The organism is Lysinibacillus sp. SGAir0095, assembly GCF_005491425.1.
In the GTDB taxonomy this organism is placed as follows: Bacteria; Bacillota; Bacilli; order Bacillales_A; family Planococcaceae; genus Ureibacillus.
The window spans coordinates 125,001-137,973 of record NZ_CP028083.1 but is presented as its reverse complement, the minus strand read 5'-3'; the positions used below and the strand labels follow the sequence as shown (position 1 = coordinate 137,973).

The following is a 12,973-nucleotide window of genomic DNA, read 5'->3' as shown; positions in this document are numbered from 1 at the left end:
TTCCACCAAAAATTATGTGGAATAAAAAAAGATGTTCTCAAAAATGAATGTGAGAACATCTTTAACTTTATTTACATGAAAAGGAGTAATGGAAATTGAAAAAAGTAACTGTTTCTCTACTGATATCGGTATACCATCGGATTTGTAACACAGTCCTCTTTTTACGCGTGTTCAACTTCTGTTTGCATAGAATGACGTTTTTTATATAGCAATGCAAAATAACAAGTTGATAATGCTAAACATACTACAAGGTAAATCCCTAAAATTGACCAGTTATACATTAAGAATGATGTATCCCCTGTAGAAATAGCAGCTTTAAATGCTTGTACCGAGAACGTCATCGGTAAAAATGTATTGAAAATATGCAATTGACTAGGTACAAGTTCTAATGGGAAAGTACCTGCACTTGTAGTTAATTGTAAAATTAAAATAAGAATTGCTATGAAACGACCAGGATCACCTAACACTGATACTAATAACTGAATCAAGGCTAAGAATGTAAAGCTTGTCAAAATACATGTACTCATAAACAATGCAAGATTATCTACTTCCAATCCTAACGCACCCATTACCACTACACCTGTAATCACAGCTTGAATAATACCGACTACTGCTAATACAGACACTTTACTTAAGAACCATTTAAACCCACTTGTTGGACGAATTGCTGGTTCCACTAGAGGGAATACGATAGATACTAATAATGCCCCAACAAATAAGCCTAAGGAAATAAAGTATGGTGCAAAGCCTGAACCGTAGTTTGGTACATGGTTCACAGACGTTTTTTCTATTTCCACTGGTGCAGCCACCATGTCATAATTCTCATCAGATACCTTAACATCTGCTTGTTCACTTGCATCGGATAATTTCTCGGCTAAGGTTGAAGTTCCACCTACTAACTCCTTGGAACCATCTACTAATTTAGTTGCCCCATTCGCTAGTTCATCAGATTTTTCTGATAGTAATGTAGTACCATCTGTTAACTGATTTGTTCCACCAACTAATTTATTTAGACCATTCGATAACTCATTAGCACCTGTTACAGCGCTATCTGTACCCTCTGCTAATTGTTGTATACCATCTGCTAATGTTGCACTGCCATCACTCAAACCTGTTATACCATTTACTAATGCTTTTGAATTACTAGTTAACTGCTGAATTCCTGCATTAATCTCTTGATTGCCTTCATTTAATTGCGTTGCACCTTGGGATAATGCTGTAATATTATCATCAATTCCCACTGTACCTTCTTTTAATTGTCCTAATCCAGAACTCACCTGTGCACTACCAGCTTGAAGCTGCTGTAATGTTTGTTCTAGCTCTTGTTTATCGCTCTCAGGTAAACTTGCTAAAACTGGCTTAAGTGCTGCTGATAGTTGTTCGAGGCCTGCTGTAACCCCATCTGAGCCAACTGCTAATGAAGCGATATTGTCATCAAGACCTGATGTACCTTTAGCTAGCAATTGTAAGTTTGAAGCTAACTCTGCTCCACCATTAGTAATGGAAGCTTGCCCTTCCGCAACTTGGGTAACTCCAGTTGTATAATCCGTTATACCCTTTTTCAATTGTACTGTACCTGCATTGAGTGTATTTGCACCTTCAGCTAATGGCGTTGCACCATTTTGAAGTTGTTTGATACCATCTGCTAATTTAGTTGCCCCTATTGCAGCAGATTCCGTACCTTCTTGTAATGTTTTCGAACCATCGGATAGCTCAATCGTACTTTCTGCAAGTTGTAATAAGTAACCCTGTAAATCGTCTACTCCATCAGTTACTTTCTTAGCACCGTCATCAATTTTATTTGCTCCATCTGCTGCTTCTGTTACACCACCACTTAATTTTGCAATGGAACCAAATAATTTTTCTGCATATGTTTTAGATACTTGTGTATTAACCTCTGCTTTTATGCGTTCCATTGCAGTTTCACCAATTTGGGCCCCTAAAAAGTTGAATCCCTCATTCGGAATATATTCAATAGTTAACTTTTCTGGGTTTTTATCTAGTAATGTTGTTGCATGCTCTGAAAAGTTTTCAGGAATTTTAATTAAAATATAATAATCTTGTTCCTTTAATTGCTTCTCCGCATGATCGGCATCGACTTCAATAAATTTAAATTGATTACTATCCATCAACTTTTCGACCAAGGAATCCCCTAATGCTAATTGCTCTCCATCGTATGTAGCACCTTTATCGTCGTTTTCGATTGCAACGGGCATGTTTTTTAAGTTTGCATATGGATCCCAGAAAGCCCACAAAAACATACCACTATATAATACCGGAATAAATAAAATGGCAATGATCGGAATGAGCATTTTTTTTGTTTTTAGTATTTTTAACCATTCTGCCTTTAACAAAGTATCATCTCCTTAAGAACTAATTGACCACTTTTGTCATTCGGTCATTTTATTGGATAAAAAAATTCGTTTTCTAAGAAAACAAATTTTTTAAGGTAACGTAGCTATCCCTCTAAATAAAGTTTCTTTAAAAAGCTCCAAAATTTCATCTTCATGGAGAGCTTCCTCATGCGTTAATTGCCAATCGACAATCATTGCCAGATATGACTTAAACATTAAATACGCTACAAGATTTGGATTACAAGGGCGAATTTCATTTTTTTCGATACTTAATCGTAAACGGTCGGCTAAAAAAGTGACGATCTCCTCCTCAATTTTCACGAGCATTTGCTTAACTGCTGGAGTTTGAATTGCCTTTTCTTCTTCTATTAACTTGGCAAACAGTAAATGTTGCTCTCGAAATTGAAGCATTTTCATTAACCCGTTATGTGCATTTTCAATAAAATTCGCTTTAGGAGATAACGTTCGCTCCGCCTCTGCTTTCATGTCTTGAATCATTGAAATAACGACTTCTTGCAAAAGCTCTTCTTTATTTGTAAAGAAATTATAAATGGTACCTTTTCCGACATTCGATATTTTTGCTACTTGTTCCATCGTTGTCGCTTTATATCCAAACATTGAAAATGATTTTGCAGCTCCAAGTAATATTTCATGTCTACGATCCATAAGCATCCCTCCAATAAGAATGACCAAAATACAACATCAGTCAACCAGTCATAATTATACACGATATTCTAATAAGTTCAATCTTTTTATGATATTTTGTTTTGGATGGTATTCCAAAACTTGTAGTTTTAAACAGGCCCAATCAGGCTTATGTTACTAGCAATGACCAAAATCACTTCGATAATTCTAATTGCGTCTCATCTTTTTACCATAATTATTGTTCTACATTCCTTAGATATTTAAAATTTCAATATCTAAACTTCTCTAGAGAGGATAATCTCGAATTTGATTCGTATACCCCTGAATGTGAAGATTCCGCTCCTATTTAGGTCAAATTCCGCGTAATCCTTTCCATTCTGTCAGCATGTCCTATTGTAACATTGTTATGGCCTTATACCATTAAATTATCACTCTTACCGGGATTAATCTAACAGCTCCTGAATATATAGGACGTCTACTCTTACAACGATATGCCGCTAATTAGCTTCTCGATGCTAATCAATGACAGGCTGGCTAACTGCGTCATCTTGTGTAAGAGCGTCTCTCCTAGATTCTCCGTTATTCTTGGTCCTCCGTCTTCTCGAGAATCCTTGTTTAAATTTAAATTTAATTTGTTGCCTTGAGTAAATAAAAAAACCACTGAATCCTCAGTGGTTTTACATTTGCCTAGCGACGTCCTACTCTCACAGGGGGAAGCCCCCAACTACCATCGGCGCTAAAGAGCTTAACTTCCGTGTTCGGTATGGGAACGGGTGTGACCTCTTTGCCATCATCACTAGACTATTTAGTTGAAAGAACTTTGTTCTCTCAAAACTGGATAAAGACATTGATTGCATTCAAGATTTGGTTAAGTCCTCGATCGATTAGTATTCGTCAGCTCCATGTGTCACCACACTTCCACCTCGAACCTATCTACCTCATCGTCTTTGAGGGATCTTACTTACTTGCGTAATGGGAAATCTCATCTTGAGGGGGCTTCATGCTTAGATGCTTTCAGCACTTATCCCGTCCACACATAGCTACCCAGCGATGCCTTTGGCAAGACAACTGGTACACCAGCGGTGTGTCCATCCCGGTCCTCTCGTACTAAGGACAGCTCCTCTCAAATTTCCTACGCCCACGACGGATAGGGACCGAACTGTCTCACGACGTTCTGAACCCAGCTCGCGTACCGCTTTAATGGGCGAACAGCCCAACCCTTGGGACCGACTACAGCCCCAGGATGCGATGAGCCGACATCGAGGTGCCAAACCTCCCCGTCGATGTGGACTCTTGGGGGAGATAAGCCTGTTATCCCCGGGGTAGCTTTTATCCGTTGAGCGATGGCCCTTCCATGCGGAACCACCGGATCACTAAGCCCGTCTTTCGACCCTGCTCGACTTGTAGGTCTCGCAGTCAAGCTCCCTTGTGCCTTTACACTCTACGAATGATTTCCAACCATTCTGAGGGAACCTTTGGGCGCCTCCGTTACCTTTTAGGAGGCGACCGCCCCAGTCAAACTGTCCACCTGACACTGTCTCCTACCCGGCTTACGGGTATGGGTTAGAATTTCAATACAACCAGGGTAGTATCCCACCGACGCCTCCCTCGAAGCTGGCGCTCCGAGTTCTCTGGCTCCTACCTATCCTGTACAAGTTGTACCAAAATTCAATATCAGGCTACAGTAAAGCTCCACGGGGTCTTTCCGTCCTGTCGCGGGTAACCTGCATCTTCACAGGTACTATAATTTCACCGAGTCTCTCGTTGAGACAGTGCCCAGATCGTTACGCCTTTCGTGCGGGTCGGAACTTACCCGACAAGGAATTTCGCTACCTTAGGACCGTTATAGTTACGGCCGCCGTTTACTGGGGCTTCAATTCAGAGCTTCGCTTGCGCTAACCCCTCCTCTTAACCTTCCAGCACCGGGCAGGCGTCAGCCCCTATACGTCACCTTACGGTTTTGCAGAGACCTGTGTTTTTGCTAAACAGTCGCCTGGGCCTATTCACTGCGGCTCTCATTGCTGAGAGCACCCCTTCTCCCGAAGTTACGGGGTCATTTTGCCGAGTTCCTTAACGAGAGTTCTCTCGCACACCTTAGGATTCTCTCCTCGACTACCTGTGTCGGTTTGCGGTACGGGCACCTCCCGCCTCGCTAGAGGCTTTTCTTGGCAGCGTGAAATCAGATACTTCGCTCTAAAGAGCTCCCCATCACAGCTCAACGTTACAGGAAGCGGATTTGCCTACTTCCACGCCTTACTGCTTGGGCGTACTCAACCAACGGTACGCTTATCTTATCCTACTGCGTCCCCCCATTACTCAAACGGCGGGGAGGTGGTACAGGAATATCAACCTGTTGTCCATCGTCTACGCCTATCGGCCTCGACTTAGGTCCCGACTAACCCTGAGCGGACGAGCCTTCCTCAGGAAACCTTAGTCATACGGTGGATGGGATTCTCACCCATCTTTCGCTACTCATACCGGCATTCTCACTTCTAAGCGCTCCACCAGTCCTTCCGGTCTGACTTCAACGCACTTAGAACGCTCTCCTACCACGGACATCTTAGATGTCCATCCACAGCTTCGGTGAATCGTTTAGCCCCGATACATTTTCGGCGCAGCGTCACTCGACCAGTGAGCTATTACGCACTCTTTAAATGATGGCTGCTTCTAAGCCAACATCCTGGTTGTCTAAGCAACGCCACATCCTTTTCCACTTAACGATTACTTTGGGACCTTAGCTGGTGGTCTGGGCTGTTTCCCTTTTGACTACGGATCTTATCACTCGCAGTCTGACTCCCGTGTATAAATATCTGGCATTCGGAGTTTGTCTGAATTCGGTAAAGCGAGATGCCCCCCTAGTCCAAACAGTGCTCTACCTCCAGTATTCTCTATCACGAGGCTAGCCCTAAAGCTATTTCGGAGAGAACCAGCTATCTCCAAGTTCGATTGGAATTTCTCCGCTACCCACACCTCATCCCCGCACTTTTCAACGTGCGTGGGTTCGGGCCTCCAGTGAGTGTTACCTCACCTTCACCCTGGACATGGGTAGATCACCTGGTTTCGGGTCTACGACCACGTACTAATTCGCCCTATTCAGACTCGCTTTCGCTACGGCTCCGCCTTCTCAGCTTAACCTTGCACGTAATCGTAACTCGCCGGTTCATTCTACAAAAGGCACGCTATCACCCATTAACGGGCTCTAACTACTTGTAGGCACACGGTTTCAGGTTCTATTTCACTCCCCTTCCGGGGTGCTTTTCACCTTTCCCTCACGGTACTGGTTCACTATCGGTCACTAGGTAGTATTTAGCCTTGGGAGATGGTCCTCCCGGATTCCGACGGAATTTCACGTGTTCCGCCGTACTCAGGATACACTCAAGAGAGAATGAACTTTCGACTACGGGGCTTTTACCCGCTATGGCGGACCTTTCCAGATCGCTTCGCCTAATTCATTCCTTTGTAACTCCATATAGAGTGTCCTACAACCCCAAGAGGCAAGCCTCTTGGTTTGGGCTCTTCCCGTTTCGCTCGCCGCTACTCAGGGAATCGAATAATTTCTTTCTCTTCCTCCAGGTACTTAGATGTTTCAGTTCCCTGGGTCTGCCTTCAAGACGCTATGTATTCACGTCAAGATACTGTTCCATTACGAACAGTGGGTTCCCCCATTCGGAAATCTCCGGATCAAAGCTTACTTACAGCTCCCCGAAGCATATCGGTGTTAGTGCCGTCCTTCTTCGGCTCCTAGTGCCAAGGCATCCACCGTGCGCCCTTAATAACTTAACCTATAAAGATCAGTTACTGCTTTTCTAAAAAAGAAAAGACTTAAGAACTACACAATCAATTACTTGAATTTTGTTGCTTTCAATGTCGTTTTATCCAGTTTTCAAAGAACAAGTTTTGAAAATTCATTGCTGAACCTTCAAAACTGAACACAAAACGTTAATGTTGGTTTGACCAAAAGGTCAACCATTCCGTTAAATATCCTTAGAAAGGAGGTGATCCAGCCGCACCTTCCGATACGGCTACCTTGTTACGACTTCACCCCAATCATCTGTCCCACCTTCGACGGCTGGCTCCCAAAAGGGTTACCCCACCGGCTTCGGGTGTTACAAACTCTCGTGGTGTGACGGGCGGTGTGTACAAGGCCCGGGAACGTATTCACCGCGGCATGCTGATCCGCGATTACTAGCGATTCCGGCTTCATGTAGGCGAGTTGCAGCCTACAATCCGAACTGAGAACGGTTTTATCGGATTAGCTCCCCCTCGCGGGTTGGCAACCGTTTGTACCGTCCATTGTAGCACGTGTGTAGCCCAGGTCATAAGGGGCATGATGATTTGACGTCATCCCCACCTTCCTCCGGTTTGTCACCGGCAGTCTCCTTAGAGTGCCCAACTAAATGATGGCAACTAAGAACAAGGGTTGCGCTCGTTGCGGGACTTAACCCAACATCTCACGACACGAGCTGACGACAACCATGCACCACCTGTCACCACTGTCCCCGAAGGGAAAGCTATGTCTCCATAGCGGTCAATGGGATGTCAAGACCTGGTAAGGTTCTTCGCGTTGCTTCGAATTAAACCACATGCTCCACCGCTTGTGCGGGCCCCCGTCAATTCCTTTGAGTTTCAGTCTTGCGACCGTACTCCCCAGGCGGAGTGCTTAATGCGTTAGCTGCAGCACTAAGGGGCGGAAACCCCCTAACACTTAGCACTCATCGTTTACGGCGTGGACTACCAGGGTATCTAATCCTGTTTGCTCCCCACGCTTTCGCGCCTCAGTGTCAGTTACAGACCAGAAAGTCGCCTTCGCCACTGGTGTTCCTCCAAATCTCTACGCATTTCACCGCTACACTTGGAATTCCACTTTCCTCTTCTGCACTCAAGTCCCCCAGTTTCCAATGACCCTCCACGGTTGAGCCGTGGGCTTTCACATCAGACTTAAAGGACCACCTGCGCGCGCTTTACGCCCAATAATTCCGGACAACGCTTGCCACCTACGTATTACCGCGGCTGCTGGCACGTAGTTAGCCGTGGCTTTCTAATAAGGTACCGTCAAGGTACAGCCAGTTACTACTGTACTTGTTCTTCCCTTACAACAGAGTTTTACGATCCGAAAACCTTCTTCACTCACGCGGCGTTGCTCCATCAGGCTTTCGCCCATTGTGGAAGATTCCCTACTGCTGCCTCCCGTAGGAGTCTGGGCCGTGTCTCAGTCCCAGTGTGGCCGATCACCCTCTCAGGTCGGCTACGCATCGTCGCCTTGGTGAGCCGTTACCTCACCAACTAGCTAATGCGCCGCGGGCCCATCCTATAGCGATAGCGTAAACCATCTTTCAACATTTCATCAGGAGATGAAATGTGTTATTCGGTATTAGCCCCGGTTTCCCGGAGTTATCCCCAACTATAGGGCAGGTTGCCCACGTGTTACTCACCCGTCCGCCGCTAACTTGACAGGAGCAAGCTCCCATCAAGTCCGCTCGACTTGCATGTATTAGGCACGCCGCCAGCGTTCGTCCTGAGCCAGGATCAAACTCTCCATAAAAGAGAAAATTTGATTAGCTCAAATTTTGCTGGCATCAATTTTGATGTCCAAAATTTTGTTTCTCTAAATTAATAGAAGAAACTACATTCATTAACGTTTTGTTGTTCAGTTTTCAAGGTTCATGGTGGAGCCTAGCGGGATCGAACCGCTGACCTCCTGCGTGCAAGGCAGGCGCTCTCCCAGCTGAGCTAAGGCCCCAAATTTAATAGTTATATGGTCGAGAAGACAGGATTCGAACCTGCGACCCCTTGGTCCCAAACCAAGTGCTCTACCAAGCTGAGCTACTTCTCGTATTATTGGCGCGCCCGGCAGGAGTCGAACCCACAACCTTCTGATCCGTAGTCAGACGCTCTATCCAATTGAGCTACGGGCGCATATTTTAAATGGTGCCGAGGACCGGAATCGAACCGGTACGGTAGTCACCTACCGCAGGATTTTAAGTCCTGTGCGTCTGCCAGTTCCGCCACCCCGGCACATTTGGAGCGGAAGACGAGGTTCGAACTCGCGACCCCCACCTTGGCAAGGTGGTGTTCTACCACTGAACTACTTCCGCATGTGCAAAATAAATTATTCTGGCAATCTTTAAACTTAAATGGTGCGGGTGAAGGGAGTCGAACCCCCACGCCTTGCGGCGCTAGATCCTAAGTCTAGTGCGTCTGCCAATTCCGCCACACCCGCATTTAAGTATCTATAAAACTGGTGAGCCATGAAGGACTTGAACCTTCGACCCTCTGATTAAAAGTCAGATGCTCTACCACTGAGCTAATGGCTCTAAAAATGGTGCCGGCGAAAGGAGTCGAACCCTCGACCTACTGATTACAAGTCAGTTGCTCTACCAACTGAGCTACACCGGCATAATATGGTGGAGGATGACGGGCTCGAACCGCCGACCCCCTGCTTGTAAGGCAGGTGCTCTCCCAGCTGAGCTAATCCTCCTGGGTAATATGCCTAGCGACGTCCTACTCTCACAGGGGGAAGCCCCCAACTACCATCGGCGCTAAAGAGCTTAACTTCCGTGTTCGGTATGGGAACGGGTGTGACCTCTTTGCCATCATCACTAGACTTTATTAATTTGAGACAAGCTTTATTATACTACTTAAATTTCTAAATGCAAGCTTTTTAAGTAATATTTTTTGTTCTCTCAAAACTGGATAAAGACATTGATTGCGTTCAAGATTTGGTTAAGTCCTCGATCGATTAGTATTCGTCAGCTCCATGTGTCACCACACTTCCACCTCGAACCTATCTACCTCATCGTCTTTGAGGGATCTTACTTACTTGCGTAATGGGAAATCTCATCTTGAGGGGGGCTTCATGCTTAGATGCTTTCAGCACTTATCCCGTCCACACATAGCTACCCAGCGATGCCTTTGGCAAGACAACTGGTACACCAGCGGTGTGTCCATCCCGGTCCTCTCGTACTAAGGACAGCTCCTCTCAAATTTCCTACGCCCACGACGGATAGGGACCGAACTGTCTCACGACGTTCTGAACCCAGCTCGCGTACCGCTTTAATGGGCGAACAGCCCAACCCTTGGGACCGACTACAGCCCCAGGATGCGATGAGCCGACATCGAGGTGCCAAACCTCCCCGTCGATGTGGACTCTTGGGGGAGATAAGCCTGTTATCCCCGGGGTAGCTTTTATCCGTTGAGCGATGGCCCTTCCATGCGGAACCACCGGATCACTAAGCCCGTCTTTCGACCCTGCTCGACTTGTAGGTCTCGCAGTCAAGCTCCCTTGTGCCTTTACACTCTACGAATGATTTCCAACCATTCTGAGGGAACCTTTGGGCGCCTCCGTTACCTTTTAGGAGGCGACCGCCCCAGTCAAACTGTCCACCTGACACTGTCTCCTACCCGGCTTACGGGTATGGGTTAGAATTTCAATACAACCAGGGTAGTATCCCACCGACGCCTCCCTCGAAGCTGGCGCTCCGAGTTCTCTGGCTCCTACCTATCCTGTACAAGTTGTACCAAAATTCAATATCAGGCTACAGTAAAGCTCCACGGGGTCTTTCCGTCCTGTCGCGGGTAACCTGCATCTTCACAGGTACTATAATTTCACCGAGTCTCTCGTTGAGACAGTGCCCAGATCGTTACGCCTTTCGTGCGGGTCGGAACTTACCCGACAAGGAATTTCGCTACCTTAGGACCGTTATAGTTACGGCCGCCGTTTACTGGGGCTTCAATTCAGAGCTTCGCTTGCGCTAACCCCTCCTCTTAACCTTCCAGCACCGGGCAGGCGTCAGCCCCTATACGTCACCTTACGGTTTTGCAGAGACCTGTGTTTTTGCTAAACAGTCGCCTGGGCCTATTCACTGCGGCTCTCATTGCTGAGAGCACCCCTTCTCCCGAAGTTACGGGGTCATTTTGCCGAGTTCCTTAACGAGAGTTCTCTCGCACACCTTAGGATTCTCTCCTCGACTACCTGTGTCGGTTTGCGGTACGGGCACCTCCCGCCTCGCTAGAGGCTTTTCTTGGCAGCGTGAAATCAGATACTTCGCTCTAAAGAGCTCCCCATCACAGCTCAACGTTACAGGAAGCGGATTTGCCTACTTCCACGCCTTACTGCTTGGGCGTACTCAACCAACGGTACGCTTATCTTATCCTACTGCGTCCCCCCATTACTCAAACGGCGGGGAGGTGGTACAGGAATATCAACCTGTTGTCCATCGTCTACGCCTATCGGCCTCGACTTAGGTCCCGACTAACCCTGAGCGGACGAGCCTTCCTCAGGAAACCTTAGTCATACGGTGGATGGGATTCTCACCCATCTTTCGCTACTCATACCGGCATTCTCACTTCTAAGCGCTCCACCAGTCCTTCCGGTCTGACTTCAACGCACTTAGAACGCTCTCCTACCACGGACATCTTAGATGTCCATCCACAGCTTCGGTGAATCGTTTAGCCCCGATACATTTTCGGCGCAGCGTCACTCGACCAGTGAGCTATTACGCACTCTTTAAATGATGGCTGCTTCTAAGCCAACATCCTGGTTGTCTAAGCAACGCCACATCCTTTTCCACTTAACGATTACTTTGGGACCTTAGCTGGTGGTCTGGGCTGTTTCCCTTTTGACTACGGATCTTATCACTCGCAGTCTGACTCCCGTGTATAAATATCTGGCATTCGGAGTTTGTCTGAATTCGGTAAAGCGAGATGCCCCCCTAGTCCAAACAGTGCTCTACCTCCAGTATTCTCTATCACGAGGCTAGCCCTAAAGCTATTTCGGAGAGAACCAGCTATCTCCAAGTTCGATTGGAATTTCTCCGCTACCCACACCTCATCCCCGCACTTTTCAACGTGCGTGGGTTCGGGCCTCCAGTGAGTGTTACCTCACCTTCACCCTGGACATGGGTAGATCACCTGGTTTCGGGTCTACGACCACGTACTAATTCGCCCTATTCAGACTCGCTTTCGCTACGGCTCCGCCTTCTCAGCTTAACCTTGCACGTAATCGTAACTCGCCGGTTCATTCTACAAAAGGCACGCTATCACCCATTAACGGGCTCTAACTACTTGTAGGCACACGGTTTCAGGTTCTATTTCACTCCCCTTCCGGGGTGCTTTTCACCTTTCCCTCACGGTACTGGTTCACTATCGGTCACTAGGTAGTATTTAGCCTTGGGAGATGGTCCTCCCGGATTCCGACGGAATTTCACGTGTTCCGCCGTACTCAGGATACACTCAAGAGAGAATGAACTTTCGACTACGGGGCTTTTACCCGCTATGGCGGACCTTTCCAGATCGCTTCGCCTAATTCATTCCTTTGTAACTCCATATAGAGTGTCCTACAACCCCAAGAGGCAAGCCTCTTGGTTTGGGCTCTTCCCGTTTCGCTCGCCGCTACTCAGGGAATCGAATAATTTCTTTCTCTTCCTCCAGGTACTTAGATGTTTCAGTTCCCTGAGTCTGCCTTCAAGACGCTATGTATTCACGTCAAGATACTGTTCCATTACGAACAGTGGGTTCCCCCATTCGGAAATCTCCGGATCAAAGCTTACTTACAGCTCCCCGAAGCATATCGGTGTTAGTGCCGTCCTTCTTCGGCTCCTAGTGCCAAGGCATCCACCGTGCGCCCTTAATAACTTAACCTATAAAGATCAGTTACTGCTTTTCTAAAAAAGAAAAGACTTAAGAACTACACAATCAATTACTTGAATTTTGTTGCTTTCAATGTCGTTTTATCCAGTTTTCAAAGAACAAGTTTTGAAAATTCATTGCTGAACCTTCAAAACTGAACACAAAACGTTAATGTTGGTTTGACCAAAAGGTCAACCATTCCGTTAAATATCCTTAGAAAGGAGGTGATCCAGCCGCACCTTCCGATACGGCTACCTTGTTACGACTTCACCCCAATCATCTGTCCCACCTTCGACGGCTGGCTCCCAAAAGGGTTACCCCACCGGCTTCGGGTGTTACAAACTCTC

Annotated in this window: 2 protein-coding genes, 9 tRNA genes and 6 rRNA genes (1 of these 17 running past the window's edge); all 17 read right to left on the bottom strand. The window is 46.6% G+C overall.

All coding sequences use genetic code 11. The annotated features are described in order from the left end of the window. Positions 1-161: 161 nt before the first annotated feature. Entirely contained in the window at positions 162-2,354 is a 2,193-nt protein-coding gene (locus tag C1N55_RS00635) for a YhgE/Pip domain-containing protein (protein ID WP_137727019.1), read from the bottom strand. A 90-nt stretch (positions 2,355-2,444) separates the two neighbouring features. Further along, on the bottom strand, positions 2,445-3,020 hold the full coding sequence (locus C1N55_RS00630) for a TetR/AcrR family transcriptional regulator (protein ID WP_137727018.1): 576 nt from the start codon (positions 3,018-3,020) through the stop codon (positions 2,445-2,447). 664 nt (positions 3,021-3,684) lie between these two features. Further along, positions 3,685-3,800, bottom strand: a 5S ribosomal RNA gene (gene rrf / locus C1N55_RS00625). Positions 3,801-3,863: 63 nt separating this feature from the next. After that, positions 3,864-6,782: ribosomal RNA gene (locus C1N55_RS00620) — 23S ribosomal RNA — on the bottom strand. Positions 6,783-6,987: 205 nt separating this feature from the next. Further along, positions 6,988-8,541: ribosomal RNA gene (locus tag C1N55_RS00615) — 16S ribosomal RNA — on the bottom strand. Between the two features lie 122 nt (positions 8,542-8,663). Then, positions 8,664-8,739: transfer RNA gene (locus C1N55_RS00610), tRNA-Ala, on the bottom strand. Between the two features lie 16 nt (positions 8,740-8,755). Then, positions 8,756-8,832: transfer RNA gene (locus C1N55_RS00605), tRNA-Pro, on the bottom strand. A gap of 6 nt (positions 8,833-8,838) precedes the next feature. Then, positions 8,839-8,915: transfer RNA gene (locus tag C1N55_RS00600), tRNA-Arg, on the bottom strand. Positions 8,916-8,925: 10 nt separating this feature from the next. Continuing rightward, positions 8,926-9,014 (bottom strand) — tRNA-Leu (locus tag C1N55_RS00595). Between the two features lie 5 nt (positions 9,015-9,019). Further along, positions 9,020-9,094: transfer RNA gene (locus C1N55_RS00590), tRNA-Gly, on the bottom strand. A 40-nt stretch (positions 9,095-9,134) separates the two neighbouring features. After that, positions 9,135-9,219 (bottom strand) — tRNA-Leu (locus C1N55_RS00585). A 19-nt stretch (positions 9,220-9,238) separates the two neighbouring features. Then, positions 9,239-9,313 (bottom strand) — tRNA-Lys (locus C1N55_RS00580). A gap of 6 nt (positions 9,314-9,319) precedes the next feature. Next, positions 9,320-9,395 (bottom strand) — tRNA-Thr (locus C1N55_RS00575). Positions 9,396-9,401: 6 nt separating this feature from the next. Then, positions 9,402-9,477 (bottom strand) — tRNA-Val (locus C1N55_RS00570). Positions 9,478-9,487: 10 nt separating this feature from the next. Then, positions 9,488-9,603 (bottom strand): 5S ribosomal RNA (gene rrf, locus C1N55_RS00565). 115 nt (positions 9,604-9,718) lie between these two features. Further along, positions 9,719-12,638 (bottom strand): 23S ribosomal RNA (locus C1N55_RS00560). Between the two features lie 205 nt (positions 12,639-12,843). After that, positions 12,844-12,973: ribosomal RNA gene (locus tag C1N55_RS00555) — 16S ribosomal RNA — on the bottom strand; it runs 1,424 nt beyond the window's last position. Together the 16S, 23S and 5S rRNA genes with 9 tRNA genes alongside form the textbook arrangement of a ribosomal RNA operon.

What these genes read in the sequence shown, in the direction of transcription:
- C1N55_RS00630 (WP_137727018.1), bottom strand. Translation starts at nt 3,020, where the DNA reads ATGGATCGTAGACATGAAATATTACTTGGAGCTGCAAAATCATTTTCA.